Here is a 26,936-nt window from a genome sequence, read left to right on the forward strand (position 1 = left end):
TGGTTTATTGGTCAAAAGCCAGTGAGTCTATAACGCCCCACTAAAAGTATCACAGGTCTGCACATTGCCGCTCTCCAAACCACGAGTGAACCATTGAACACGCTGTTGACTGGTACCATGGGTAAAGTTGTCAGGGACTACCGCGCCTCCACTCGCACGCGCCAAACGATCGTCACCAATTTGGCTGGCTGCATTGATGGCTTCATCTATATCGCCCGCTTCTAAGAACTGGACACGTTCTTGATTACGCTGCGCCCATACACCCGCGAAGCAATCAGCTTGTAGCTCTTGTAATACGGAGAGCTTATTGGCTTCTGCACGCGTCACTTGCTGACGAGCTTCATTAACCTGTTGGCTAATACCCAATAGCGTCTGCACATGATGACCAACTTCATGCGAGATCACATAAGCTTGCGCAAAATCTCCCGCTTTTCCTTGGTTTTCGCTATTACCTGATCCTTGTTGATCACCTGTAATACCAAGGTTTTGCCGCATTTCTACAAAGAAAGAAGTATCTAGATAGACCGTCTGATCTCCTGGACAATAGAATGGACCCGTTGCAGAGCTGGCACTACCGCAAGCCGAGCTAACTTGTCCATTAAAAAGTATCAATGACGGCTCTTGATAAGTACTACCGCCTTCATTGAATATTTGATGCCACACTTCTTCTGTGTCGGCTAGCACTACTTTTACAAACTGCGTATCACGATCGTCACTGGTCGCCGGCTCGGTTGAAGTATTGCTACCGCCACCTGCTACTACTTGGCCCGTCTGTAAAGCGGTCATTGGGTTAACCCCAAATACTAACCACAAAATACCCGCGATAATAATACCGCCGATACCACCGCCAATCATTTTGCCACCACCGCTACTCGTGCGTACGTTAGAGCTACCTCGTCTGCCTTGCCATTTCATATTCTTACTCCCGAAACATACGATACACCCTGCCATGCGCATGGGTAGTTATTTATATTGTTTAGTTGTTGACTCGATTTGCTCTATTAATCATGCTTAATAGATGCCTCACCTACCCGCTGTTTTTCTAGTCTTTGATTATCCTTCCATTCTAATAAGCAATTAACCTGTTACCTGCTTTATTTAGTAAAACTTGTTTAATAGAATCTATTTAAGAGGCAACGCCACACCATAATGTTCGCCAATTGGTTACGAAAATGGCTCGATTTGCATTAATTATACGTCGATTAATTGAGGTTGTTGTATTAAAAATTATATTAGATAAGCTATGTAAAATACTTTTTACAATTTTATTGTTACTCAATTGTACAGGGTCTTTTCATTTGAAAAGAAAACATATAGAATGCGTGGAAGCTGAGTAGCTGTGACTAAGACTAGTTGAATTCTGAGACATCTCGGACATTCAACCTTTGCTGCTGCTACTGCTCATTTCATTTTCCCGGAGAAAACCTTATGAAACTTAAATTACTTGCTCTAGCTGGTATCATGACTGCAACTATGGGCCTAACTGCCTGTGACAGCAACAAAGAAAACGCTGCTGAAGATTTATCTGACGCGCAAGAAGAAGTGCAAGACGCTTCAGAAGAGCTAAACGAAGCTGCTGCTGAAGGCGAAATGACTGCTGATGCTGACGCTGCTGTTGCCGGCGCTGAAGCTGATATCGCTGATGCACAAGCTGCAACTGCTACTGACGAAATGGACGCTGAAGTTCCTGTAGACGGTACTACTACTAGCGTAGATATGGCTAGCGAAACTGATACTGCTGTTGCAGCATCTGACGAAGTTGTTGTTGAAGAACCAGCTCAGTAATTTTATCGTATCCAACGATAGATATACTGTAGTAAAAAAAAGAGAGCCTATGCTCTCTTTTTTTATGCCTATTATTTAATATATTCGATAACGAGCTAGAAGATTTAATGCTTGTTGTCACACTTTGCATTGACAGCTATAGACAACGCACACTGATCCTGAAAAATCATCGCGACATTATAAGATCTTTCACTGGTCAGAATTTTATAGAGATGAGTGACAGCTATTCATCGAATAGACGCTCATCAACCTGTTGACGAAATTTTTGCCCCGTTTTAAAGGTGACCACACGGCGTGCTGATACAGCCACGGGCTCTCCTGTCTTAGGATTGCGTCCTGGACGGCTGCTTTTATCTTTAAGCTCGAAGTTGCCAAAGCCTGAAAGCTTGACCTCGTTGCCATCAATCAAACTCTCTGACAACTCATCAAAAAAATTCTCTACCAAACAGCGGCCTTCTTGGCGTGTCAGGTTAAGATGACTCATCAAATGCTCAATCATGTCAGATTTGGTTAAGGTGCTCACAGTACGACTCCTATGCTATGTCGTGATGTCGAATATCATGGTTTAGCGGTATGAGGGTTAAGCTTAGTTAGTATAAAGGTTTTTTGTTATTCTTTTAATAAAGTCTGAATTAAAATCCTTTGTTAATAACCACTTAACTTTTTTTATAAAATTTTATCTAAGATAACAATCTTTATAAATAGCAATGCTCTATAGCCTCATAACAAGAAAGGCTACAGAGCATAGGCTATTATGAATGTTGTGTGTTAGCTGTCACGCAGTTTTGCAGCATGTTGCTCAGTTAGTGCTTGTACCACCTTGTCAGTCGCTGTTTTCACGGCTTCATCAGACAAGGTCTGCGATCTATCCTGCCATATCAACGCAAATGCCAGTGAACGCTGACCTGCCGGTACTTTATCACCTTGGTAAACATCGAATAACCATAGATCAGTCAATAGCTCACCTGCGGCAGCACGAATCGTCGATTCTAATGCCTGTAAACTGATCTCGCTATCTATTAAGATGGCAATATCGCGGCGTACTTGTGGGAATTTACTTGGCGTGGTAATCGCCTGCTGTTCACGAGCCAGCGTTAGCAAAGGTGCAAGTGATAATTGGGCGACCCAAGTAGCCGGTAAGTCTAGCTGTTTGGCCGTATTAGGATGCAATTGACCAAGCCAACCGACATACGCATCATCGATATATAGTTTGGCGCTTTGACCCGGATGTAAGAAGGCGAGTTCACTACGCTCGTAGCGGATACGCATGCTATCGATTTGCGCTGGTAGCAGTTGCTCGATATCGTGCTTAAGGTCATAAAAGTCTAGCGCACGGTTTTGATAAGCTTGCTCATCCCAAATATCACCGACTGCGACCAAGGCAATACTTGGCGTTTGTACCAAATCGCTAATACTTTGACCAACAAAGCTCAGACCTGTTTCAAAGAAACGTACGCGTGGCTGCTGACGATTGAGATTGTATTGTACACAAGGCAATAAACTTGATAGCAAAGTACGACGCATCACTGCTAAATCACTAGAGATAGGATTGGCTAGTGCTAATACTTCTCCTAATGCTTCATCATCAAGTAATGCTTCTATTTTTGCATCACTAAAGCTAAAGCTGATCGCTTCCATATAGCCATTATCGACCAGTGCTAGCTTCATCTCGTGCGTCAAGTCTGCCGTATCATCATAATCCATGCTTACCTGCAAATGTGGCAGGACGCTTGGAATATTGTCATAACCATAAATGCGAGCGATTTCTTCGATGAGATCTTCTTTAATACTCATATCAAAGCGGTAAGAAGGCGGCTTGCAAATAAGGCTATCCGCTTGCTGCTCTACCTCAAACCCTAATTGGGTTAAGATACGCACCATAACCGCTGGCTCAATCTCAATACCGATGACATCACGAACTTTAGCGATTGGCAAAGTGATTGGTGCACGGGCTGGCAAGTGCTCAGTATTTTCTGCTTTGACTATAAAACCTGCCTGACCACCAGTAACGCTAGTAATCAAATCAACAGCACGCGCCAGTGCCAGCGCTGGTAATTCAAAATCTACCCCACGCTCAAAGCGTTGTGAAGCATCAGTGTGCAAACCAAAACGGCGTGCACGAGCGGCAATAGCAAGCTGACCAAAGAAAGCGCTTTCTACAATAATATTGGTCGTGCTATCAGTCACACTACTACGCTGACCACCCATGATACCAGCAAGAGCAAGAGCGCCTTTATCATCAGCTATCACCAACTCATCGCCCGTTAAGGTAATGGTTTGCTCATTCAGCAAGGTAATGGTCTCAGCAGGATGTGCCAAACGAACCACGATATCACCAACAATGGTATCGGCGTCAAAAGCATGTAGCGGTTGACCCAATTCCATCAATACATAGTTGGTCACATCAACCAAAAAGTTGTGCGAGCGTAGTCCTGATTGAACCAACGCATCTTGCATCCATTTTGGGGTATCAATGCTACGATCAATACTGCTGATTGATTGTAATAAATAACGCGGGCACGCTTCAATTGCACTGACCGTTACCGCTGGCGTAGCAGTATCAGCACCGTTATCAGTAACTACCACATTGGTAGGAATCTCAGGCAGCTGCATTGGCAAGTCGTTAATGACTGATATTTCACGCGCAATACCACGGACACTAAAACAATCACCACGGTTTGGTGTGATAGAGATATCCAGTATTTGGTTATCTAGACCCAGATATTCACGGATATCTGTACCAATCGGCGCATCAGCTGGTAGCTCAAGAAGACCATCAATGCTATCGGTTAAATCAATTTCAGAAGCACCGCAGAGCATACCGTTAGAGTCGACACCGCGTAGGTTACCATTTTTAATTTTAAAGCCTTTCTTGTCATCGCTTGGGAGCACTGCCCCAACGGTCGCAACAGGTGCTTTCATACCAACGGTGACATTAGGCGCACCGCATACGATTTGTAGCAGCTCAGCTTCACCGATATTTACCTGTGTGACGCGTAGCTTATCAGCATCTGGATGTTGCTCGACGCTGACGACTTCACCGACGACCACACCACTAAAGGCACGGGCGACCGCATAGCGATCATCAATCTCTAGCCCTGCCATGGTGAGTTGTTCGGCCAACTGCTCACTGGTATTGTTGGGGTTTACCCATTGACGTAGCCACTGCTCACTAATTTTCATAAATATCTCGGATCAGAATTTTATAATAAAGATTTTAGAATAAAGGATGACGTATTAACCTGTTATATCAACGAGGGAAACGTTAGCCAAACTGTTTTAAGAAGCGTACGTCGTTTTGGAAAAACAGGCGCAAATCATCAATACCATAATAGAGCATCGCAAAGCGCTCAATACCCATACCAAAGGCAAAGCCCGTATATTTTTCGGCATCAATACCGCAGTTGGTCAGCACTTGTGGATGCACCATACCGCAGCCCATGACCTCAAGCCATTTGCCATTGTCATCTAAGATATCAACTTCAGCAGAAGGCTCAGTGAATGGGAAAAATGACGGACGGAAACGAACGGTTAATTCTTTGGCAAAGAAAGCTTCTAAGAACTCACTAATCAAGCCTTTTAGCTCAGCAAAGGTACTCGACTCAGTAACCATAAGCCCTTCTAACTGATGAAACATCGGCGAATGAGTTTGGTCCGAGTCATTACGATAGACGCGACCGGGACAAATAATACGAATCGGTGGCTCATTCTTTTCCATGGTGCGAATTTGCACTGGACTGGTGTGCGTACGCAATAAATAATGCGCATCAAAGTAGAATGTATCGTGCATCGCGCGTGCAGGATGGTGCGATGGGATATTAAGCGCTTCAAAGTTATAGTAATCGCTCTCAACTTCAGGGCCGGTGGCGACGTTAAAACCTGCTTGTATAAAATACTGCTGCATACGCTGGGTAATCATGGTCACTGGATGCAAATGGCCTTTTTGACCACCGCGAGCAGGCAATGTAATATCAATGCTCTCGCTTGCAAGCTTGGCGTTTAATGCCGCGACTTCCAGCTGCTGCTGCTGATTGGTCAACGATTCTTGAATACGGCTCCGCACTTGATGTAACCAGCCGCCGTAAGTTTTTTTATCGTCAGCACTGAGCTTACCCATCTGCTTTGACCAGCCGGTTAATGGGCTCTTTTTGCCAGTCAATTGCACACGCAACTCTTGCAGCACACGCGCATCAGTTACTTGTAAGATTAAAGATTCAGCAGCACTGGCAAATTCAGTTAGCTGAGCTTCATTAAGCTCATTGAGCTCTGAAGACAAGGTCGGTAGCGCCGACAAATCGTTGGTGGCAACAGGGGTAGTCATAAGACGCATCATTCCTGATTTAAACAAACTATTAATTGTAGGGATTTGACCAAATATTGCAAACCATTTACCCAGTTACTTTTAATTAGTTATTCGTATTTAGTTATTCGTATTTAGCTACTTTCAATTAGTTGCTCGTAATTAGTTATTTTTAATTAACTACTTGTGTTTCGCTAATTGTACCTAACTACTTTCGAATAACAAAAAATAAATACCAGTTATGTGAATGGCTTGAATATTTAGACGATTAAATGTGCAATATCACGAAAAGCACAATGAGCTTAAGCATTAATAAAACTAGTCGTAAAATAATTTAATATAAAAAAAGCCACCGACCAGCGGTAGCTTTTATTAATATCGACCTATTAATCAATATTAGTCCTATTCGTTTAGATGCTTAATCAGATAAGCGTTATATCTATTTAATATCTAAAGGATAGTTAATATTTATGCTAGTTCCGCTTTTGCTTTTTCGACCAATGCTGTGAAAGTCGCTGCATCATGCATAGCGATGTCAGCAAGTACGCGACGATCGATTGAGATGTTAGCTTTTTTCATACCATTGATAAAGCGGCTATAGCTTAAGCCGTTTAAGCGTGCACCAGCATTGATACGTGCAATCCAAAGACGACGGAAGGTACGTTTTTTGTTGCGACGGTCACGATAAGCATATTGACCAGCTTTGGTCACTGCTTGTACCGCTACGCGGTAAACACGTGAACGGGCACCGTAGTAGCCTTTTGCGCGCTTTAAGATTTTTTTGTGACGACGATTCGCCTGTACACCACGTTTTACACGGGCCATAAATTACTCCAAGATATTGTTAATCATTATTAAACGAATCACGATGTCATCAAATAGTAGACATCGTTATCAAATTGCAAGGTCAAATATTTTTAACTAAGTAGCTATGAATTAAACAGCTCTTGATTAAATACATATGACGATAGGCTATTAGATGTATGGGCACATACGACGAACTGCTGCTTCGTCAGACTTGTCCACCATCTTAAGACCGCGCAACTGGCGAATACGCTTAGCTGATTTCTTGGTCAAGATATGGCTTTTGTTTGCTTGCTTACGCTTGAAGCCGTTTGCTGTTTTTTTGAAGCGTTTAGCTGCACCGCTTCTGGTTTTCATCTTAACTTTCATGATGATTTGCCTCTTTGTCTTTAATAGAACCTGGTCGTCAAATAGTTAGAATGAATAGTAGCTTTAAAAACAACCACTAAACCTCTATTTGCCTCGAGGTGGGAGGCGCTATTTTAGCAGATAGTGTGCTATTTTGCCAAGTAAAGTTTCAGCCCTCTTCTAATGGGCAATTCATGCTCGTCATTTGTCTTAACAAAAGTACATGTCCTAGCCGTTTTAAACGTCATAAAGGCCTCTCTTTTTTAGCTATCATTAATTTATAAGATATAAATAAGATAAAATAGCGCTAATAACCATGCAGCCACGATTAATTATTTACCATAAACCAGACACAAGGCTTCAGCGCTCCTTGCCTCATTTCATATTTGTCGCTGGATAAAAACTCATGTCAGGTACTATTGAATCATGTTCGATAGCACCATACATTATTGAAATCTCTATAAAGCTTCATAAACCACGAATTTTTTTGTAAATAGATTGAATCTCGGTTTAAGCTGTGCTTAAGTAGAGACTGAGCGTCGCTACATTTTAAGTGCCAATAAACAACGCCAATTACTGCATCTACTGACCGTAGATCATACGATGCATGTTTATTTTTAACTATTCGGCTAGCTTGCCAATTGCTCAACAGAACAACTGATTATGGACAATCACTCTAGGAGAAGACGTTGTCAAACCAAGAACTAAACTTTGATGACGGAATATTTGTGTTTGAAACGGTGATGCGGGTGCGCCATACCGAAATTGATATGGGTCAGCATTTAGCACTGCAATCATTGACTGCCCTACTGACTGAAGCAATGCAGCGCTTTTTATATTCTAAAGGGATTAAAGAGATCAATGCCGATCATCAAGGCTTGATTATTAATAAGCTACAGCTGAGCATTTTTAGCTGTGTACGGGCACGTGAAGAGCTTTTGTTTGAGGTCGGCGTTGAGCCATTATGTGATAATGGTGGCAATATTGTGTTTAAAGCCATGCGTATGCACAATGGCGAAATAGTGGCAAAGGCAAGGCAGCATTTTGTCAATTATGATTTTCGCCTAAATAAAATAACCACGCTGGATAACACGATTAAGAAAGCTTTATACCCGCATTTATTCGAGCTTTAACTTTTCTTACTGACTAATGACCACTTCCTAATTATAAGACGATAGACAGATTATGACTTTACCTGCTTGGCTAACTGCCATAAAGTTTAACGCTGATGGTTTGATTCCTGCGATTGCTCAAGATCACGAGTCAGGGCGCATTTTGATGATGGCCTGGATGAATGCTGAAGCACTTCAATTAACAGCACAAACAAAAACTGCCGTGTATTTTTCACGTTCACGTGCCAAGCTATGGCATAAGGGCGAATCATCAGGGCATACTCAGACTGTCCATGATATTCGCTTAGATTGTGATGCTGATGTGATTGTGTTGAGTGTGACTCAGGCCGGTGGTATCGCCTGTCATACTGGTCGCGAGTCTTGCTTTTACCAGCGTTTGGATTTGTCTGGGCAGACCCCTGAGTGGCAAACCGTCGATAAAGTATTAAAAGATCCAGCAGATATTTATCAATCTTCTGAAACGTCTGGCGCTACTTCTCACAGCCATAACACTGATACAAACGATGCTATGGATGCGGATAGTACGAATAACGCAGTTGAAGATCATAATACCGCAACAGGTAACACATCCATTTTACAGCAGCTTGATAACGTATTGGCAGAGCGCAAACAAGCGGACGCCGACAGCTCTTATGTGGCAAGCTTATATGCAAAAGGGTTGAATAAAATCCTAGAAAAAGTGGGCGAAGAAAGCACAGAAAGCATTATCGCTGCCAAAGACTTTGCCAATTGCGATGAGAAAACTAACAAAGCACAATATGACGAGGCTCGTCATGAGCTCATTTATGAGGTTGCCGATGTCTGGTTTCATACGTTGGTAGGGCTAGCGTGGTTCGATATAGAGTCAGACGCTGTGTTAAACGAGCTGGGACGTCGCTTTGGGCTATCAGGCATCGACGAAAAGGCCTCGCGATAAATTGTGACACTGTAAAGTTAATCCAGTAAAGATAACGGGCGAAGTCGTAAAACAAATCTCTACTTGTTTTGATTATGATTGCTTTCACCTTTTTGTCACAATGGCAGGTTATAATATAGCTCTTTTAGCTTCGCATCTTTTATCTATATTTTTTGTTTAACAGATCAATATTCTATAACATAAAAGCATTCATATATAGATATTACAATCAAGACATTAAGGATATCATTATGGGCAGTTTTTCCATTACACATTGGCTGATATTATTGGTGGTAGTGGTGGTCGTATTTGGCACCTCAAAACTTAGAAATGCGGGCAAGGATTTGGGCGGTGCCGTCAAAGGCTTTAAAGAAGCGGTTAAAGATGAGAATACAGAGCATGCCAAAAAGCATGCAGTTCTCGACCATGATGGCAATGCACACCCAACAGATCACGCGGCAACCAGTAAGGTGCAGGATAGCGATATCAATACTGCACCTGTTGACGATAAGCACCATTGATAATACCAAGTATAGTGCTGGGTATGATACTGCTGGCATCTAGATAGTGATAATCAACCATTATGTTTGATATTGGGTTTTCTGAATTACTCCTCTTTGGCGTCATTGCCTTAATTGTCTTGGGCCCAGAAAAACTGCCACAAGCAGCACGTACTGCTGGGCAGTGGTATGCTAAAATTCGCCGTACAGTCTCTACCCTACAGTCTGAAATAGAGGCTGAGCTAGACCTAGCTGAAACACGGCAACAAATGCAAAAAGAGCTGGCTAAAATTCGTGAAACTGAGGCAGAAATGCGGCGTGAGATGGCAGAAATGCGCGGCAGTATGCAGGAGTTTGAGTCTTCACAAAACCAGACTCTGAAAGCCACGCATGATCTAGACTCTGACCATCGCAATAATAAAACACGCAATAATCAGCAAGATGCTAGCGATCAAAAAAACACGCCACCTGTCACACCAAAGGCATTTGACTACGCCTACGAGCAGGACGAAAAATCAGCAGATTCTGAGCAATTATTGAAACACGGTACTGGCGACGAAACCTCAAAAACTGCCTCTAGTGATAATACTCAACAAATTACTCAACCAACTGCTCAAATCATCACTACTAAACCATGGGAAAATATGTGGTTCCGTCTGGGCGCTTATGATAAAGCGCGTCGTTTGCCGCAGCCTCCCTATTTACCGAATTACAAAGCGGATAGATTATTAAACAGCCGTTTAGATCCTTCTTTAAAAACACAGGCTTCTGTCAATAAGCAGGAGACTGATTGATGAATTTATTTAAGCGCAAAAAAAGTCGTCAAGAAAAAATTGCCGATACAGATTTAGAAAAAACAACTGAGACAGCCAGTAACGAGAAATCTGATGATATATTAAGTTCATTGGCTGATATGCCCATCACTGAGCACCTCATTGAGCTACGCTCGCATCTGATCAAAATATGCGTGGCAGTGTTGGTCATATTTTTAGCCTTGGCTGGATTCTCACGCGAGCTCTATAATTTCTTATCCGATCCATTGGTCGCGCAGCTACCCGCCAATTCGACGATGATTGCCACAGATATCACCTCTAACTTTATGGCACCAATACGCCTGACTGTCTTTGTCGCCGCCTTCTTTGCCATGCCTTATATTTTGTACCAAATTTGGTCTTTTGTCGCACCCGGGTTATATAAAAAAGAGAAAAAAATCGCTATCCCTGTGCTGATGTCCTCTATCTTTTTGTTTTATGCGGGTGTGGCTTTTTCTTACTTTATCGTGCTGAAAGGCGTCTTAAAATTCTTTATCATGTTTGCCCCGCAGAACGTCTTGCCAATGACGGATATCGATAGCTATTTAAGCTTTGCGCTTAAGCTATTTATGGTATTTGGCCTGACTTTTGAGATTCCCGTCGTCACCTTACTATTGATATTGGTGGGGATTGTCTCCATTCAGACTCTAGAAGATAAACGTCGTTATATTATCGTTGGTTGTTTTGCCGTGTCTGCAGTCGTCACACCACCCGATGGCGTGTCGATGTTGTTACTCGCCATCCCTATGTGGCTATTGTTTGAGCTGGGCCTGTTATTAGCAAAAATCTTAATCAAAGAAAAGTCTAGTCCTGATTTAGCAGCCGTAGATAAAGAGTAAAAAACAACCCCTATATTCGCTATGTTTTGACGCATCAATAAATGCTCTTGTTTTATTGGCAATTATTTTTGACTTTCCTCTATCTCATTTATTAGCTTAGGGCGTGTCTTCATTTCAAAAATGGTGATAAAAATGAGATAAATTGCCGTCAAACAAGAAAAATAGTGCAGATAATATCGGGATATTAACCAGCTATTTGACGATGTTTGGCAAGATTTAGCCATTTTTAGCCCATTCAGATGACTATTGAGTGAATTGAAGACACGCCCTAGTATCGTCAGTTCAAAACAAAATGGATACATGACTAGTTAAGTGCGACTGGTATAAATTTTTCTTGCTTGCTGCTATCACAGAGGCTACGAAAAATTCATCCCAGTCGCACTGTATCTGTTTTAAAGTAAATTCACTATAGTTATTAGCCTTACTAAGCGTCATCATTGTTCGCCAGCCATTGCTTATCCAGTGGCTTTTTTTACCCCCATCGTTTTTACTCACTTTTAGTCTTTTAGGTAGCTTTATTATGTCCGCATCTATGCCAGCTTATATGAGCGATCCCACTGATGAGCAGCTGAGCGCGCTTAATATGGCGATGGATCACAAATCATTTAAAGTGGTCGCTTATGCGGGTGCCGGTAAAACCACGACGCTAAAACTAATCGGTGAGCGCCTACGTGGACGCGGCTTATATTTAGCCTTTAACAAAACAATTGCCAATGATGCTCGTTCAAAGTTTCCATCCCATGTGGAATGTCGCACCTTTCATTCGCTTGCTTATCGGCATGTCGCGCGTGATATCACGGCAAAACTATCCTTGCCACGCTTTTCACCCAAGCGTCTTGGTGATGACTTGGGGTTGCAACCGGTACAAGTACGCCGGCAAATGGATGGCATTAATAAATACATTACGCTCACGCCTGCGAGATTAGCTCGATTCGTTAGTGACGCAGTCAGCAACTTTTGTAGCACACATGCCAGCTATCCGGCACCAAGGCACATACTATTCCCAAGCTGGCTCGATGACTCAGATGCAGAGCAATTACGTGAGATGCTCTACCCTGCCGTAGAGCAACGCTGGCTACAGTCGATTGATGCACGTCACCCTGCTGGCATCGGGCACGATATTTATCTCAAACTTTGGGCGCTATCTAAGCCAAGTATCCCTGCGGACTTTATATTATTTGATGAAGCGCAAGATGCTGACCCATTGATGATGGGAATTCTGACGCAGCAACCACGGCAAGTCATTTATGTCGGCGATGCGCACCAGCAGATCTACGAGTGGCGCGGCGCGGTCAATGCAATGAAAAAGCTGCCATTGCCGCAAACCTTATTGACGCAGTCGTTTCGTTTCGGTGAGCCGATTGCTGAGGTTGCCAACACTTTGCTCAAAGCATTGCAAGAAGAGGTACCATTAAAAGGCAATCCTAACAAGCAGTCTTCTACTGAAAAAGGTATGGTTCATAGTAAAAAAGATGCCATTCTATGCCGCACCAATGCTGCTGCGATGTCGCAATTATTGACCGGACTTAAGCTAGGACACCGTGTGGCATTGCAAGCTGATACCGAGCGTATGCTGAAATTCTGTCAGGCCGCCGAAAACTTAAAAAATGGCAAATCGGCGTATGGTGTGCCAGAGCTGGCATATTTCTATAACTGGTCTGATGTACAAGAATATGCTGAAACCAACGAAGGCAGCGATCTCAAAACTCTGGTGAAATTGGTCGATGACCATGGCACCAATGTATTAAGCCAAGCAGTCAATAGCCTAACGAGTATCGAAAATGCCGACTATGTCATCTCTACCGCTCACAAAGCCAAAGGGCTTGAATGGGGAAAGGTACAGTTAGACGATGATTTTTATTATGATGTCACCACCAATGCGGTCAAGATAAGCCCAGAAGAATTGCGTTTGCTCTACGTTGCTTGTACACGTGCGCAGAGTAATTTGGACATCCATAATATCAAAGACTTGATATCAGGATTACAGACAGGCAAAAAAGTGATTTTTGGCAATACTTAATCCCTCTTCGTAGTTGTCAATTTGAATTCCTAGTCTACCTCTATTTATAACGACCTTTTAGCAGTGAATAACAAGCATGAATAATAGTCAGCAACTTCAAGCACGTCAAAACACCATCCGTCAGTTATTTGCCAATCCTGTCCGCTTACTTGCGCCAATGGAAGGGCTAACCGATCCATTAATGCGACAAATTCTAACGCAGATTGCGGCAGATTTAGGTCGTCCCTATGATTGGTCAGTGAGCGAGTTTATCCGCGTGACCCAACACGTCTTGCCAGCGCATGTATTTTATAAATACGTTCCAGAGTTGCGTCATGATGCCAAGACTGCCTGCGGCACACCGATTCATATCCAGTTGCTTGGCAGTGAAGCGCAACTCATGGCAGACAATGCGGCATATGCTGCCGAGCTTGGTGCACCTGCCATTGATATCAATTTTGGTTGCCCTGCTAAAACGGTAAACAGCCATCGTGGTGGTTCAGTATTATTGGATGAACCCGAAACCATGTATCAAATTATCAGTGCGGTGCGTCAAGCGGTTCCTGCCGACATTCCAGTCTCGGCTAAGATACGTTTAGGCTATACCGATACCAGTCGCATGGATGATATTCGCGGCGCGATTAACGACAGTGGTGCTGATTGGCTGACCATTCATGCACGAACCAAAACCCAAGGATATAAGCCGCCAGCCTATTGGGACAAGATTCAAAGCTTTAATGCGCTTGATATTCCCGTCATTGCCAATGGCGAAATATGGAATGCAGAGCATGCACAGAACTGCATGACGCAAGCAGGTACAGAGCATTTGATGTTGGGTCGCGGCGCGGTCACTCGTCCCGATTTGATTGCTCGTGTGGATTGCGGTTCAAATGATGCTATGCTGAGCGCGGCAACATTATCGTGGAAAATGCTGGTCACTCATCAGATAAAATTTTTGGAAGGTCAGGCTAAAACTGAAGTGATATTGGTTGGTCGTTACAAGCAGTGGTTAGCGATGCTCACCAAAGGTTATAGCGAGGCAAAAATATTATGGGACAGTATCAAACGAGAAAAAAATAAAGCAGTTATCATTAGTGCACTACGAATGAGTGTACGATAATCATAACTGCCTCTCTCTCAAACTGGCACCTTAACGAAACAAATAACGCTAAACACTCACTCGAATAGCTAGATAGAATAGCATCAAAGAACAAGCCATCGATAACGCCCAAAGGATAGAACGAAACATTGCCAAATTAGTAATATAAGCCACGCAAAAACCGATACGAATCAACACATATAGCCAAGCCAATACATTGATAATCGATTGCGGTACAAAGAATAGCATCGCTGTTATTACTGCGGCCAAAAATATAGGCAAAGTCTCATAGCTGTTTTGCTGTGCAGCATTAGCTCGTGCTGCAACCCCTGTCGCATGCTGAAAAAAATCACGTGGATGTGCGTTATTTCTGAACTTAAAGCCGCCAGATGCTTTTGCAACTATTGATACCGCCCATGGCAATAAGCTTGCTACCACCATCGCCCAGATCGCTGACGCTGCTGTATCAGGGATTAACCCAAAAAATACATTCATTGTTCTATTTGCCCCTACCCTGAAATCACTTCAAAATCGTGGGTAATATTCACCCCACCTTGTACCAACATTCTACTGGCGGAGCAGTATTTTTCTGCTGATAAATGAATGGCCTTCTCAACCTGTTTGTCTTTGATATCTTGCCCTGTCACAACAAAGTGCATGTGGATATCGGTATATACTGCTGGTACAGTTTCGGCACGTTGCGCGGTCAGTTCACAACGCACGTCTGTCACCTCTTGGCGTGACTTTTGTAAAATCGCTACCACATCGTAGCTTGCACAGCCACCCAGCCCTAGTAAGATCAGCTCCATCGGGCTTGAACCTTTTTCTTTATCAGCATCTATTTGTACATTATGTCCTGATGGTGACACGCCCATAAAGGCTTTGTTCTCTTGCCATGTGACGCTTGCTTTTGACTCTGACATTGTAGATATTCCTTATTTTAATTGACGTATTGCCTATTTTTTATTGTTTGACAGATATGCTGCTTGGCTAGTGTAGCATAAGCCAAAGCGAGATTTTATATAGCCATTGTCTTAGGGTACGCCCTCCATTCGATCGATAATGATCTAAATGAATTCAAAGCGAGAACACGCCCTAGATTATTCATGTGCGATTATTGCCATGAGCACTCGGTGAGTCTGTTTTCGAGGGTACACTTTCGCTAGCCAGACTCGTAGCCTTACACTGAACACAGATTTTTTACTGTGACCTAGGTTTGTCTTCATTATGCCTAAAATCGGCTTACAAAAATCCATTTCTAACTAATTGATTTTAAAGGACTAAACTCGTGAAACATTTTATAGCAAAATACTGTTACACATTTTGCTTGTTTCTTGGTTTAATAACGGTAATGAATCTTATTTTTGCCTGATATCGATAACAGTCACCCTATAATAATTATGATTGCTGTCACGGTGTTATGTGGGAATAAGCTATTTTTAGACATATTAAAAGGTTTAGTCATGATAGATGCAGACGGCTTTCGCGCCAATGTCGGTATCATCTTGGCAAATACACAAGGGCAAGTTCTGTGGGCAAAACGCATTGGTCACAACGCTTGGCAATTTCCGCAGGGCGGCATCGACCGTGGAGAGACGCCGATGGATGCGATGTATCGCGAACTCTGGGAAGAGGTCGGTTTACATCCGCGTCATGTGGACTTATTGGCAGTCACGCAAGATTGGTTGCGCTATCGCCTGCCAAAACGCTATGTCCGTCACGGACAGCACCCTTTATGTATTGGGCAAAAACAAAAGTGGTTTTTGCTGCGCTTAGATGAGCCAAATACTCAACACATCCGCTTTGATGCGGGAAAACCGGAATTTGACCATTGGCAATGGGTCAGCTACTGGTATCCACTCGGACAAGTGATTCACTTTAAACGCGGAGTATATCGTCGCGCCTTACAAGAACTGGCACGCGAACTACCACTTAGACAAGAGCTTATTATTCCTGAGCAAGACAATCACTTGTTAATGGAGTAAGTAGACAGTTTAATACAAAACACATGCTCACATTGATATCTAAAAAACGTAGGTATTAATGTGGGCATTTTTATTTGGGATTTGCAGGATGATTGCATTTATGGCTGATAAGTTCAGCAAAGATTTGTTTGTCTGATGCCCTATTTTGGCGTAAGGTTAAAATACTTTGAGTCCGTGTTCCGTAAGTGGGTTTGCTGGTTTCAGCATTGCCAAAAGCAACAGGCTCGATATAAATGGAAGACAAGGTCTGCTCAATCTCAATGCTCATACCCGTCTCTGGTAGTTGGTCCACTGGTGCTTTCGTATTATCTGACAATACATTAAAGGCAGCCTCTTGCCAGTACTTAGGCGAGCTGTCCTCAGCAATCAAAGGCAGCACCTCTTGCCGCAGCCTGCCACGTAGACGCTCGGTTTTAAACCAACTGTCCTCCGGCTGACCATTAGAGATGACATGAAGTCCTGCATGTAATGGCGTGGGTGCATGACCGCGATTATTCACGATAACGGCTTGTGCCGTATCACCAATAATAAGATTGAACCCAGCATAATCTTGCAAATTAATACTTCGGGCAAAATCCATCGGGCTTAAATCTCCCGTTAAAAACTCAGTCACGAGCGCACCACGTGAGCGCTCATCACTGCTTGCCTGCACACCATCACGAAAGTTCAATACCGCAGCCCAACGTCCATTCTGCTCATGATATTCTGGATTTTGTGCATGTGTTTCTTGCTGATGAATGCCTAGCCATGTACCACCGCTTTGCTTATCACGGCCAGCATAAATAGGCTGGTCAGACCATTGATGTAGCGGCTCAGTTGGACGCTGCAAAAACTCATCACGATTAGACAATAATACCAATGGCAATTCATCAAATAACTGCCAAGCAATAGCGACGATACACATAGCGTTCCTTTTATAATAATTTTCTGTTGTACAAGTACTTGTTAGCAAAGGTAAAAGACGTCGTTTAAGATTTTATTTGCTAATCAGGTCTCATCAGCCATTATTTCTGATTTTTGTCACTCAAAAGCGGTGGCGTTGATAAATGTAGATGCATGATGATTCCTCAGAAATTAATGCGATTTTTTCATCTTATCGGGTTTTTTATCGCTTTGCTATTCATTCAATCATCCATTCACTCATCCATTCACTCATCATAGTATTCGCAAGGGACGAATTTTGCTATTATAGTCAGCACTTTATTATCAATATTATGATGCCCTTATGATGATTCATCCTCAGTACGATCCTGTAGCATTAGCAATTGGACCCGTCGAAGTCCATTGGTATGGGCTGATGTATTTACTGGCATTTGCCGCCGCTTTCGGTCTGGCATGGTATCGCAGCACCAAACGCGATAATTGGACCACTGATATGGTCTCTGACTTAGTATTTTTTGGGGCACTCGGCGTGATTTTGGGCGGCCGTGTCGGCTATGTCTTGTTCTATCAGTTTGGTGAATTGCTACAAAATCCAGCCTATCTCTTCAAAGTCTGGGAAGGCGGTATGTCATTCCATGGCGGCTTGATCGGCGTCATGCTTGGTATGTTATATTTTGCTCGTAAGTATAAAAAGACACCATTCCAAGTACTGGATTTTGTCGTGCCATGCGTACCGACGGGTTTATTGTTTGGCCGCATTGGCAATTATATCAATGGTGAGCTGTGGGGGCGTGTCTCTGATGGCGGCTATAATTGGTTGACGTACTTCCCGCAAGCCGCGTCTTTCGATATGCAGCAGTTACAGACCAATCCTGAGCTGCAAGAGCTAATGACCGAAGTCAATGGTCAGTATCTATTGCCTCGTCATCCTTCACAGCTATATGAAGCGCTTGCTGAAGGTCTATTGCTGTTCTTATTCTTATGGTGGTATTCATCGAAACCCCGCCCTCGTATGGCAGCGACAGGTATTTTCATGTTGGGTTATGGCTTTAGCCGTTTCATTATTGAATTCTTTCGTCAGCCAGACATCGACCAAGGATTCATCTTGTTAGGCTGGATGACCAAAGGGCAAATACTAAGCGCACCGATGATAATCATTGGCTTTGTCTTGCTAATTTATGCCTACAAACGCGGCATCTATGACTGGGGTAAGCAAGCTGCTTATTAAGCAGTATTTTTAGTCGAGTATCGGTTTTGACAATGCATTTTAATAATGCAAAAGAGTATTTTTATGATCAATAACAATAATGAGCAGGGCTATTTAGACTTGCTCAAACACGTTTTGACCACAGGCACTGAAAAAGGCGATCGTACTGGAACTGGTACGCTCAGCCACTTTGGTGCGCAGCTACGCTTTGACTTGGCGTCAGGGTTTCCGCTATTGACCACCAAAAAAGTCCATTTTAAATCCATCGCCTACGAGTTATTTTGGTTTTTAAGTGGTAGTACTCACGTTGACTATTTACAAGCCAATGGCGTACGCATTTGGAATGAATGGGCCACTGCAGAGCAGACGGCACGATTTAATCGTCCTGCTGGTGATTTGGGCCCTGTCTATGGTCATCAATGGCGCAATTATGGCGCAACCAAAGATGAAGACGGCAATTACCATGCTGATGGTGTCGACCAAATCACCCAAGTCATCGAGCAAATAAAAACCAACCCCAATTCACGCCGCTTAATCGTGTCTGGTTGGAACCCTGGCGAAGCAGATCAAGTTGCCTTACCGCCTTGTCATACCATGTTTCAATTCTTTGTCGCGGACAATAAACTGTCATGCCAGCTCTATCAGCGCTCAGCAGATTTATTTTTAGGTGTGCCATTTAATATCGCCAGCTATGCCTTGCTTACCCATATGGTCGCGCAAATTTGTGGTCTAGAATTAGGCGAATTCATCTGGACAGGTGGTGATTGCCATATCTATCAAAACCATCGTGAGCAGGTTGAGTTACAGTTGACGCGTTCACTATATACACTGCCAACGTTAACGCTTAACCCTGAGGTTAATGATATTTTTGCCTTTAATTATGACGATATTAGTGTTGAAGGTTATGAGTCGCATCCTGCTATCAAAGCAAAAGTTGCGGTATAGCATCTGTCTGATTGACTGATTCAAATAAGCTTAAAATTGTAAAAGATAATAAAAAGGATAGATTATGAGTTATGCCCACACCGAAGTTGCCCAGATCGCTGCTATCAGTAGCAACCGTTGTATCGGTAAGGATAATGAGCTGCCGTGGCATATCTCAGCAGACTTACAGCACTTTAAAAAGATGACGACCAAACAAACGGATGGCGGTATACAAGGCATCGTCATTATGGGTCGTAAGACGTTTGAATCGATGGGCAGTAAACCGTTGCCAAATCGAGTAAGCTTTATCATCAGTACTCAGATGGATTATGCTGAACAAAAAGGCCTTGTCGGTAAGACCAATGCTTATGTTACGCATAACCTAGATGATGCTCTCACACAAGCGGCCAGTCTGGCGCATGGCGCACATTTGGATACGATTTGGGTGATTGGCGGTGAACGCGTGTTTAAAGAGGCGATGATGTATACCGATCGTATTGAGCTGACTCATGTAGATACGGAAATTGCTGATGGTGAGGCTTTTTATCCTGAATTGCCAAGTGAGTTTGAAGCAGCAGAAGAGTCTGAGCAGATGCATGATGAAAAGAGTGCACTAGATTTTAAATTTGTGACTTATAAAAGAAACGCCTAATCTCATTTAATTATTATCACGTACTACTTAAAAGGAGAAACCACTTATGGACAATTAAAAAAGCTCAGCAACGTTAATTGCTGAGCTTAAAAAACTTTTAGATAAGACAACTATGGAGCTAGACTCCACTGTTAGCTTGCTAATAGAATTTTTTACCTGTCGAGGGTTTATATATTTTATAGCAAATGCTAATAAGTGTCTATGTCTAGTCTCCATGGTTAAGAATTCCTAATCATAACCATGGAGGTCATCATGGCCATTCAATACGGTTACCCTAAAGCTGTGCATGTTCGTTGGTATTTACGCTATCGATTTAATCGTTGGGAGCATGTTTGCGAACACTGTCGTAGCCATCCAAACCAGCAGTTAAGTTTTGATTTTTAGAGATTAAAGCTTTCTAATGTTAAAAAGACAACAGCCTAACGGTTGTTGTCTTTTTTATGTTCTAAATTTATTTACTCGTGCAATACTTTATATACGGTTTTAGCCAATATTGGCCCAATACCTTGTACGCCACATAGCTCTTGCTGAGACGCACCAAGCAATTGCTGCATACCGCCAAAGTGATTGAGCAAGTCACGGCGGCGCTTTTCACCCAATCCCGGTATCACTTCTAGCACTGACGATGAACGACGTTTATCACGCTTTTTACGGTGCGCCGTAATCGCAAAACGATGTGCCTCATCGCGAATATGCATCAATAAATGCAGCGCTTTACTATCCATTGGTAAATCAAGTGGCTCATGATCGATAAAGTGCAATACTTCAAGCCCAGCCTTGCGCCCTTCCCCTTTTGCCACACTAATGAGCAAAGTATCACCAAGAATACCCAACTCAGTTAATACTTCTTTAGCAATACCAAGCTGACCTTTACCACCATCAATAAGCAACAGATCTGGCAACGGCTGCTTCTTATAACGCCTTGTCAGCACTTGCTTCATCGCTGCATAGTCATCACCGCCTACGATGTCATGGATAGCATACTGACGATAATCACGGCGACGCGAGCCACCTTGGTCGAATACCACACAACTACCAATGGTCGCTTCACCCATCGTATGCGAGATATCAAAACACTCAATCCGATCAATGGTTCGCTCAGTGACATCTGCCAATACATCTTTTAATGCACCAAAGCGCGCATGCAATTCTAAATAATCGCCCAGCTTAGTTTTTAGCGCGTTATTAGTGTTCAGTTTTGCCAAATCCAGCCACTCTGCACGATGTTCACGTACATTGGTTTTGATAACGACCTTGCTACCAAAGTGCGTCGCCAATGCCTCGCTCACTGCCACCTGATCCGGCAGCTCATGAGTTAGCATAATTTCTGCGGGCAAATCATCCGTCACCTGAAAATAGAAAGAGGTAATAAAAGCAGATAAATTATCTGCGAGCGATTCACTGCTGTCGACATCAGGGAAGTAATTTTTACCACCCAGTACGCGCCCGCCACGTACGGTCAGTACGTTGACACACGTCATGCCTGCCTGACTGGCAATCGCAATCACATCGGCCTCGCCTTGTACGGTATAGACAGCTTGCTTGGCCTGCACTTCACGCAGCATAGAGAGCTGATCGCGATAAAATACCGCTTTTTCAAAATCTAATTCTTCAGCTGATGCTTCCATCTTTTCAATCAGCGTGGTGTGAATATCGCTAGAGTCACCCTTCAAAAACCGAATCGTATTGTTGACGTCCTCTGCATACTCTTCGGCTGATACCAAGCCGACACAGGGCGCACGGCAACGTTTGATCTGATACTCAAGACAAGGACGTTTACGCTGCTTGAAGAAAGTATTGGTACATTGACGCATTTGAAACATTTTTTGCATCAGCACCAGTGTCTCTTTTGCCGCATGCGCGGAAGGAAAAGGACCGAAAAAGCGACCTTTTTGATGATTACCTTTACCACGACCATAAGCCAATCTTGGATAGGGCTTATCTGCTGAAATAAACACATAGAGGTAAGATTTATCATCCCGTAGCAGCACGTTATAAGGTGGACGATATTCTTTAATCAGATTTTGCTCAAGTAACAGCGCTTCCGTCTCACTGCGGGTAATGATGGTTTCAATATTATGAATTCGCGCCACTAATGCTCGTGTCTTAGGATGATCGATCGTCTTTGCAAAATAGCTGTTTACGCGGCTTTTCAGTGATTTAGCCTTGCCAACGTATAAGATATCACCGTTTTTCCCCAGCATTTTATACACGCCTGGCAAATTTGGTAGGCGCTGAATTAAATGCTTAAGACGGGCTTTTTTATCATCGATAGGGCTCGATTCTGAGACATTAACCATAGAATTTACTGCTCTCAAGATACTGATATATAGCTAGTTATGGGGCGATAATGCGCATTTTGCAAGAATACTTATATTACCAATTCTCAAAAACATGAATAGTCGTTCCAAACTCGGTTAATCTACTGTAAACCTACTTAGTCTACTAATGATAATGCATGCCTCTCGTCTTACTCGCAACTCAAACTAGAGAAAATATTAGCTTAGCAATAGCCACAAAAAAGCCAGCACTAAGGCTGACTTTTTCATAGGTAAGCAAGATGCTGTTAATGACGGAAGTTTGCCATCAATGCTGGGATGCCTGGCAACATACCAACGATAGCCATCACGCCAGTCAATACCACAAACATAATACCCGGTATGATCCAGCGGCTCATTTTAGTTAAATTGGCACTACGTTCTTTAGAGCCAATCAAGCCCAAGTTATCGAGCAATAGCGTGAGCGACCAACCAAATGCAGGATTCACCAATGCAGAAGCAAACACCACAATCGCAGCAGACTGGGTCGTTTTTCCTTCGCGAGTCATCTCCATGCCAGCTTCAAGCAGTGGGATAAATACCCCAACGATCAATGCCACACACATCACTGGCTGCCAGATGGCCAAATCCATTGGATAGCCCCAAACCCCTGCGATAATACAGAACAATGCCGTCAATAAGGCACCGGCAGGTATCGGACGTTTGGCAATCGCTGCTGGGACAATATAGGTGCCCCACGATGATGCAAAGTTAGCACCGCCCAATACAGAGCCAACTACCTGACGAAACGAAGCGCTAGTCATTGTGTCATCGATATCCATGAGTACCTTTTCAGTACGTTTAGGATAGCTGATTTTTTGGAATACCTGATGGCCTAAAAAATCTGGTGACCACATAGCAACTGCCAAAATAGCAAATGGCAGTACAATAATAAAGCTCTCAACTGTCGGTAATCCTAGCATCCAACCAGTATTTTCACCCCACCAATACATCGGGTTCATATTCGGCAGACCTGGTGCAGTTTTGAACTCAAAGGGTGCGCCCAATGCAAAAGCAAGACCACCACCTAAAACACAGCTTAGCGGAACCGCAAGCCAGCGTTTTTGCCAGTGCTCAAGTAATGCATATAGCAGGATAGTGGCCAAAATAATGAAGAAGGCAATATGTGACATGCCGATACTCTCTGACCATGCAAACAAGTTTTTAACCTGTGAGGTCGTCCCGATAAACCCTAAGTAAATCAAGAGGCCACCGCATACACCTTTACTGGTTAAATTGGCCAGTAAGCTTCCCCCTTTGCTAATAGCAAGCAGTAAGCCAAAAGCACCGATGAGTAGACCAAACGCCATTGGATGGCCACCAGCGGCTACAACAATAGGAATAAGTGGAATAAGAGGGCCGTGAGTACCTGCGAGGTTGGCTGTCGGGAGCAGAAAGCCTGAAAATAAGATAATAAAAAATGAAACAATTAATAGCTCATAACGCACGTTTTCTAAAACAAACGCATCGCCCAAACCAAGTGGACCTGCAAATGTTGCAGCAATCGCACCTACCATAACCACTTTGCCAATCGTCGCAGCCATTGCAGGAATAGTGTCTTCATATTCAAAGCGATAATCACGAAATGGTAAGTTGGGACGCCAGCGTTTGGGCTGCATGATTTGCAATTCATGATTCAGATAATCATCACGACTATCAAAGCTTGAACTTGGCTTGTGCAAATCGACATAGCTACCTGATGACTCTGTGTCGTAATCTGACGGGTTTGACGGCTGTTGATTAGACCCTGGAGAAGGGATCTGAGTGTTACTCATCACATTTCCTTGTGTCGACTGAGGCTTTGGTTAACTGATAATTTAATAGTGAAACTTTATGTGACTAAAGCGTTCATTAAAAATTGCAGGCTATTGTATGACATGAGAACTTGAAATGCGAACTTAGAACCATTTAAAGATACTGTATATCTCATTATAATATATAAATTAAAGTTTCTATTTAGCACGACATTGAACTTAATAGGAAACCATGAGGAAAAAACACGTCTAATATAGGCTTTAAATTAAAATAAATGATCTTTTTCTTAACAATCATCTATATCTGGACATTTTTTATCACATAACTAAATACTAAAGATAATTATACTAAATAGGTTATGGTAACTTTGAAGTAACTATAGAAAATCCATGTCAGTTACGCTTTAAGGCTAGCGGTCTTGGTGTTTTTTACTTATGATAAATACCCCCTAATGATTATGCTCAATACAAATATCTTTCAAATAATCAGCTGTATTAAAGCAAATAGAAAAACTTAGAAGCAATAACAGGATAAGTTCATGCGTTTACTACCATCCAATTTTGAGACATTAAAACGTCGGGCTAAACAAAGCATCATGCCATTACTGACACCACATTTACTTAAGCTACGCATCAATACCTATGCGCCTTATGTCGGTGCAGGTATCAAAATCGATCATATCAATCTGGATCAAGGTCTGTGCGTTGTCAGTATGGGACTTAATGCTTTGAACAAAAATATCGTCGGCACTCAGTTTGGTGGTAGTTTGTATTCGATGGTTGATCCATTTTATATGATTATGCTCATGCACCAGTTAGGTAGCAGCTATGTTGTATGGGACAAAAGCTCACATATCGACTTTGTCGCGCCGGGTAACAGTAAAGTGATCACTCGGATGAAAATCCCCAGTGCTGAAATCATCACTATTCAAGAACTGGCAAAAGATGGTGATGCAGTCTTTCGTGAATATCAGGCCGATATCTTTGATGATCAGCAAAAACTGATCGCCACTGTCACCAAAACTATCTACATCCGACTGCGTAAGTACAGCAAATCTAAAGACCAAAGTAGTCGTATAGATAATTTTGATGATGAAGGTTAAAGCGTACTGAACATGTCATTTTCAATTCAAATTTAAAACCACACATACAAAAACCCCAACCTAGCTTTCGCATAGATTGGGGTTCCGTCTTTTTTGGTATGGCCCGCTTATTTATAAATAAACCTATGAATAAGGGCTTGTATCTACTCTCGCCTTACCTATCATCAACCGTATAATCATACGGCTAAATAGGCATGGCAAACTTGTGCTTAAATACCAGGTGCAGTATCAACTGCATCAGGTACGCCAGCGCTAGTTTTTTTCTTAGCAACTGGACGAGCACCAAGTTTTTCGCGGATACGGGCTGATTTACCAGAGCGTTCACGTAAGTAGTATAATTTCGCACGACGAACCGCACCACGGCGTTTCACTTCAATGCTTTCAATGATTGGTGAATGCAGCTGGAATGCACGCTCAACACCGATACCGCTTGAGATTTTACGAACGGTAAATGCTGAGTTTAGACCGCGGTTACGCTTAGCAATTACAACGCCTTCAAAAGCCTGTAAACGCTCACGCTCACCTTCACGTACTTTTACTTGAACCACAACGGTATCGCCGGGTGCAAAGTTTGGGCGCTCAAGCAATTGAGCGTTTTCGATGACCTGAACCAATGGATGCTTGTTGCTCATGAGAGTTATCTCCTCACATTAGATAATAGAGGCTTAACGCATATCACCTGTTTGTAATAATTAATCGCATCTCTTTATAGTGAGACACAACGTAAATGGGTTATAACCAACGGCCACTATGCGATGACTCGTTTTATTAATGCTCAAAATTCTATTTCTTAACCGTTTATCAAATGTGAAAAAAAACAGATTTCAACAATCTATTTTTTATCTGCTTTTGCCAATGCTTTTAACCACTTCGCTTGCGCTACCGTTGGTGTGAACGCTTGCCATAAGTCTGGACGACGCGCTTGCGTACGACTGACTTGCTGACTAAAGCGCCACTTAGCGATGTTGGCATGGTGACCTGATAGTAATACTTCAGGAACAGCCATACCCGCAAAATCATGCGGTTTCGTATAATGTGGACAATCAAGCAAGCCATCGACGAACGAGTCTTGCTCAGCTGACTTGTCGTCACCCATGATATCTGGCAAACGACGTATCACACTATCCATCATCACCATTGCTGGCAGCTCGCCACCAGTCAACACATAATCACCCAGCGATACTTCCATATCGACATATTGCGCCAGTAAGCGCTCATCAATACCTTCGTAACGACCGCATAATATAATTATGCCATCGTACTCAGTCATACTGACCACACTACTTTCGCTGAGCGTTTGTCCTTGTGGCGACATATAAATCACCGGACAATGCTCACTGTCGACACGGCAGCCATGTTGACTCGCTCGCAGGCGCGCATCCTCGATAGCTTTTGACAATGGCTCAGCCATCATCACCATCCCAGGACCGCCACCATAAGGGCGCTCATCAATACGGCGATAGTTATCAGTGGTATAATCACGTGGATTAATGCATTCAATCGTCACTTGCTCTTGAGTGACTGCTCGCCCCGTGATACCAAACTCACGAATCGTCGCAAACATCTCAGGAAAAATACTAATGACGGCAAAATACAT

The 26,936-nt window shown here is 43.0% G+C and carries 27 protein-coding genes; 14 read left to right on the forward strand and 13 right to left on the reverse strand.

Annotated features, from left to right (window positions below; genetic code table 11):
* Positions 1 to 27: 27 nt before the first annotated feature.
* Positions 28 to 915, reverse strand: coding sequence for a neutral zinc metallopeptidase (locus ACMFL8_RS13215; protein WP_194620913.1), 888 nt, complete (start codon positions 913 to 915; stop codon positions 28 to 30).
* A 513-nt stretch (positions 916 to 1,428) separates the two neighbouring features.
* Here ACMFL8_RS13215 and ACMFL8_RS13220 point away from each other — a divergent pair.
* A complete protein-coding gene (locus ACMFL8_RS13220; protein WP_189586073.1) occupies positions 1,429 to 1,785 on the forward strand; it encodes a hypothetical protein in 357 nt (118 codons plus the stop codon).
* Between the two features lie 223 nt (positions 1,786 to 2,008).
* On the opposite strand, the gene ACMFL8_RS13225 is transcribed toward ACMFL8_RS13220, so the two are convergent.
* The 5 genes from ACMFL8_RS13225 to rpmI form a co-directional block, all read right to left on the reverse strand.
* Positions 2,009 to 2,308, reverse strand: coding sequence for an integration host factor subunit alpha (locus tag ACMFL8_RS13225; RefSeq protein WP_010197859.1), 300 nt, complete (start codon positions 2,306 to 2,308; stop codon positions 2,009 to 2,011).
* Between the two features lie 245 nt (positions 2,309 to 2,553).
* Positions 2,554 to 4,968 carry a phenylalanine--tRNA ligase subunit beta gene (gene pheT, locus ACMFL8_RS13230; RefSeq protein ID WP_413191244.1) on the reverse strand — a complete coding sequence of 805 codons (2,415 nt, stop codon included), beginning with the start codon at positions 4,966 to 4,968 and terminating at the stop codon, positions 2,554 to 2,556.
* An 82-nt stretch (positions 4,969 to 5,050) separates the two neighbouring features.
* On the reverse strand, positions 5,051 to 6,106 hold the full coding sequence (gene pheS / locus ACMFL8_RS13235; RefSeq protein WP_210541222.1) for a phenylalanine--tRNA ligase subunit alpha: 1,056 nt from the start codon (positions 6,104 to 6,106) through the stop codon (positions 5,051 to 5,053).
* Between the two features lie 447 nt (positions 6,107 to 6,553).
* Positions 6,554 to 6,910: a 50S ribosomal protein L20 gene (gene rplT / locus ACMFL8_RS13240; protein ID WP_010197865.1), complete on the reverse strand. Its 357-nt coding sequence runs from the start codon at positions 6,908 to 6,910 to the stop codon at positions 6,554 to 6,556.
* 150 nt (positions 6,911 to 7,060) lie between these two features.
* A complete protein-coding gene (gene rpmI / locus ACMFL8_RS13245) occupies positions 7,061 to 7,258 on the reverse strand; it encodes a 50S ribosomal protein L35 (RefSeq protein WP_010197866.1) in 198 nt (65 codons plus the stop codon).
* Positions 7,259 to 7,926: 668 nt separating this feature from the next.
* Here rpmI and ACMFL8_RS13250 point away from each other — a divergent pair.
* The 7 genes from ACMFL8_RS13250 (at position 7,927) to ACMFL8_RS13280 (ending at position 14,535) form a co-directional block, all read left to right on the forward strand.
* Positions 7,927 to 8,370 (forward strand): thioesterase, encoded by a 444-nt coding sequence (locus ACMFL8_RS13250; RefSeq protein WP_413191245.1) that lies wholly within the window; start codon positions 7,927 to 7,929, stop codon positions 8,368 to 8,370.
* A 52-nt stretch (positions 8,371 to 8,422) separates the two neighbouring features.
* Positions 8,423 to 9,286, forward strand: a complete 864-nt coding sequence (gene hisI / locus ACMFL8_RS13255) for a phosphoribosyl-AMP cyclohydrolase (protein ID WP_413191246.1) — start codon at positions 8,423 to 8,425, stop codon at positions 9,284 to 9,286.
* A gap of 230 nt (positions 9,287 to 9,516) precedes the next feature.
* On the forward strand, positions 9,517 to 9,786 hold the full coding sequence (gene tatA, locus ACMFL8_RS13260) for a Sec-independent protein translocase subunit TatA (RefSeq protein ID WP_189586058.1): 270 nt from the start codon (positions 9,517 to 9,519) through the stop codon (positions 9,784 to 9,786).
* A gap of 62 nt (positions 9,787 to 9,848) precedes the next feature.
* Positions 9,849 to 10,559, forward strand: coding sequence for a Sec-independent protein translocase protein TatB (gene tatB, locus ACMFL8_RS13265; RefSeq protein ID WP_413191247.1), 711 nt, complete (start codon positions 9,849 to 9,851; stop codon positions 10,557 to 10,559).
* Positions 10,559 to 11,416 carry a twin-arginine translocase subunit TatC gene (tatC, locus tag ACMFL8_RS13270; RefSeq protein ID WP_413191248.1) on the forward strand — a complete coding sequence of 286 codons (858 nt, stop codon included), beginning with the start codon at positions 10,559 to 10,561 and terminating at the stop codon, positions 11,414 to 11,416. The genes tatB and tatC overlap by 1 nt, the downstream gene beginning before the upstream one ends.
* A gap of 520 nt (positions 11,417 to 11,936) precedes the next feature.
* Entirely contained in the window at positions 11,937 to 13,436 is a 1,500-nt protein-coding gene (locus tag ACMFL8_RS13275) for a UvrD-helicase domain-containing protein (protein ID WP_194620920.1), read from the forward strand.
* 76 nt (positions 13,437 to 13,512) lie between these two features.
* Positions 13,513 to 14,535 carry a tRNA dihydrouridine synthase gene (locus ACMFL8_RS13280; RefSeq protein ID WP_413191249.1) on the forward strand — a complete coding sequence of 341 codons (1,023 nt, stop codon included), beginning with the start codon at positions 13,513 to 13,515 and terminating at the stop codon, positions 14,533 to 14,535.
* Between the two features lie 48 nt (positions 14,536 to 14,583).
* Here ACMFL8_RS13280 and ACMFL8_RS13285 read toward each other — a convergent pair whose 3' ends face one another.
* Positions 14,584 to 15,009 carry an MAPEG family protein gene (locus ACMFL8_RS13285; protein WP_010197893.1) on the reverse strand — a complete coding sequence of 142 codons (426 nt, stop codon included), beginning with the start codon at positions 15,007 to 15,009 and terminating at the stop codon, positions 14,584 to 14,586.
* Between the two features lie 14 nt (positions 15,010 to 15,023).
* Entirely contained in the window at positions 15,024 to 15,437 is a 414-nt protein-coding gene (locus tag ACMFL8_RS13290) for an OsmC family protein (RefSeq protein ID WP_413191250.1), read from the reverse strand.
* A gap of 540 nt (positions 15,438 to 15,977) precedes the next feature.
* Here ACMFL8_RS13290 and ACMFL8_RS13295 point away from each other — a divergent pair.
* Positions 15,978 to 16,499: an RNA pyrophosphohydrolase gene (locus tag ACMFL8_RS13295; RefSeq protein WP_026037137.1), complete on the forward strand. Its 522-nt coding sequence runs from the start codon at positions 15,978 to 15,980 to the stop codon at positions 16,497 to 16,499.
* A gap of 70 nt (positions 16,500 to 16,569) precedes the next feature.
* On the opposite strand, the gene ACMFL8_RS13300 is transcribed toward ACMFL8_RS13295, so the two are convergent.
* A complete protein-coding gene (locus tag ACMFL8_RS13300; RefSeq protein ID WP_413191251.1) occupies positions 16,570 to 17,403 on the reverse strand; it encodes an NRDE family protein in 834 nt (277 codons plus the stop codon).
* 321 nt (positions 17,404 to 17,724) lie between these two features.
* Between ACMFL8_RS13300 and lgt the strand changes: the two genes are divergently transcribed.
* The 4 genes from lgt to ACMFL8_RS13320 all read left to right on the forward strand — a co-directional run bounded on the left by lgt (position 17,725) and on the right by ACMFL8_RS13320 (position 20,548).
* The gene (lgt, locus tag ACMFL8_RS13305) at positions 17,725 to 18,609 is read left to right on the forward strand and encodes a prolipoprotein diacylglyceryl transferase (RefSeq protein WP_189586033.1); all 885 of its coding nucleotides are present in this window, start codon (positions 17,725 to 17,727) and stop codon (positions 18,607 to 18,609) included.
* A gap of 63 nt (positions 18,610 to 18,672) precedes the next feature.
* The gene (locus ACMFL8_RS13310; RefSeq protein ID WP_413191252.1) at positions 18,673 to 19,533 is read left to right on the forward strand and encodes a thymidylate synthase; all 861 of its coding nucleotides are present in this window, start codon (positions 18,673 to 18,675) and stop codon (positions 19,531 to 19,533) included.
* A 64-nt stretch (positions 19,534 to 19,597) separates the two neighbouring features.
* Entirely contained in the window at positions 19,598 to 20,164 is a 567-nt protein-coding gene (locus tag ACMFL8_RS13315; protein WP_413191253.1) for a dihydrofolate reductase, read from the forward strand.
* 252 nt (positions 20,165 to 20,416) lie between these two features.
* Positions 20,417 to 20,548 carry a hypothetical protein gene (locus ACMFL8_RS13320; RefSeq protein ID WP_413191254.1) on the forward strand — a complete coding sequence of 44 codons (132 nt, stop codon included), beginning with the start codon at positions 20,417 to 20,419 and terminating at the stop codon, positions 20,546 to 20,548.
* Between the two features lie 71 nt (positions 20,549 to 20,619).
* Here the strand turns inward: ACMFL8_RS13320 and uvrC are convergent, their stop codons facing one another.
* Both uvrC and ACMFL8_RS13330 read right to left on the reverse strand, forming a co-directional pair.
* Entirely contained in the window at positions 20,620 to 22,464 is a 1,845-nt protein-coding gene (gene uvrC / locus ACMFL8_RS13325) for an excinuclease ABC subunit UvrC (RefSeq protein WP_413191255.1), read from the reverse strand.
* Positions 22,465 to 22,730: 266 nt separating this feature from the next.
* Positions 22,731 to 24,257, reverse strand: a complete 1,527-nt coding sequence (locus ACMFL8_RS13330; RefSeq protein WP_010197923.1) for a DUF3360 family protein — start codon at positions 24,255 to 24,257, stop codon at positions 22,731 to 22,733.
* Between the two features lie 518 nt (positions 24,258 to 24,775).
* On the opposite strand from ACMFL8_RS13330, the gene ACMFL8_RS13335 reads away from it, so the two are divergent.
* A complete protein-coding gene (locus ACMFL8_RS13335; protein WP_194620929.1) occupies positions 24,776 to 25,339 on the forward strand; it encodes a DUF4442 domain-containing protein in 564 nt (187 codons plus the stop codon).
* 209 nt (positions 25,340 to 25,548) lie between these two features.
* Here ACMFL8_RS13335 and rplS read toward each other — a convergent pair whose 3' ends face one another.
* Positions 25,549 to 25,971, reverse strand: a complete 423-nt coding sequence (rplS, locus tag ACMFL8_RS13340; protein WP_010197927.1) for a 50S ribosomal protein L19 — start codon at positions 25,969 to 25,971, stop codon at positions 25,549 to 25,551.
* A gap of 200 nt (positions 25,972 to 26,171) precedes the next feature.
* Positions 26,172 to 26,936 carry a tRNA (guanosine(37)-N1)-methyltransferase TrmD gene (gene trmD / locus ACMFL8_RS13345; protein ID WP_413191256.1) on the reverse strand — a complete coding sequence of 255 codons (765 nt, stop codon included), beginning with the start codon at positions 26,934 to 26,936 and terminating at the stop codon, positions 26,172 to 26,174.

It is taken from the genome of Psychrobacter sp. AT9, from assembly GCF_047272965.1.
Lineage (GTDB): Bacteria > Pseudomonadota > Gammaproteobacteria > Pseudomonadales > Moraxellaceae > Psychrobacter > Psychrobacter glaciei.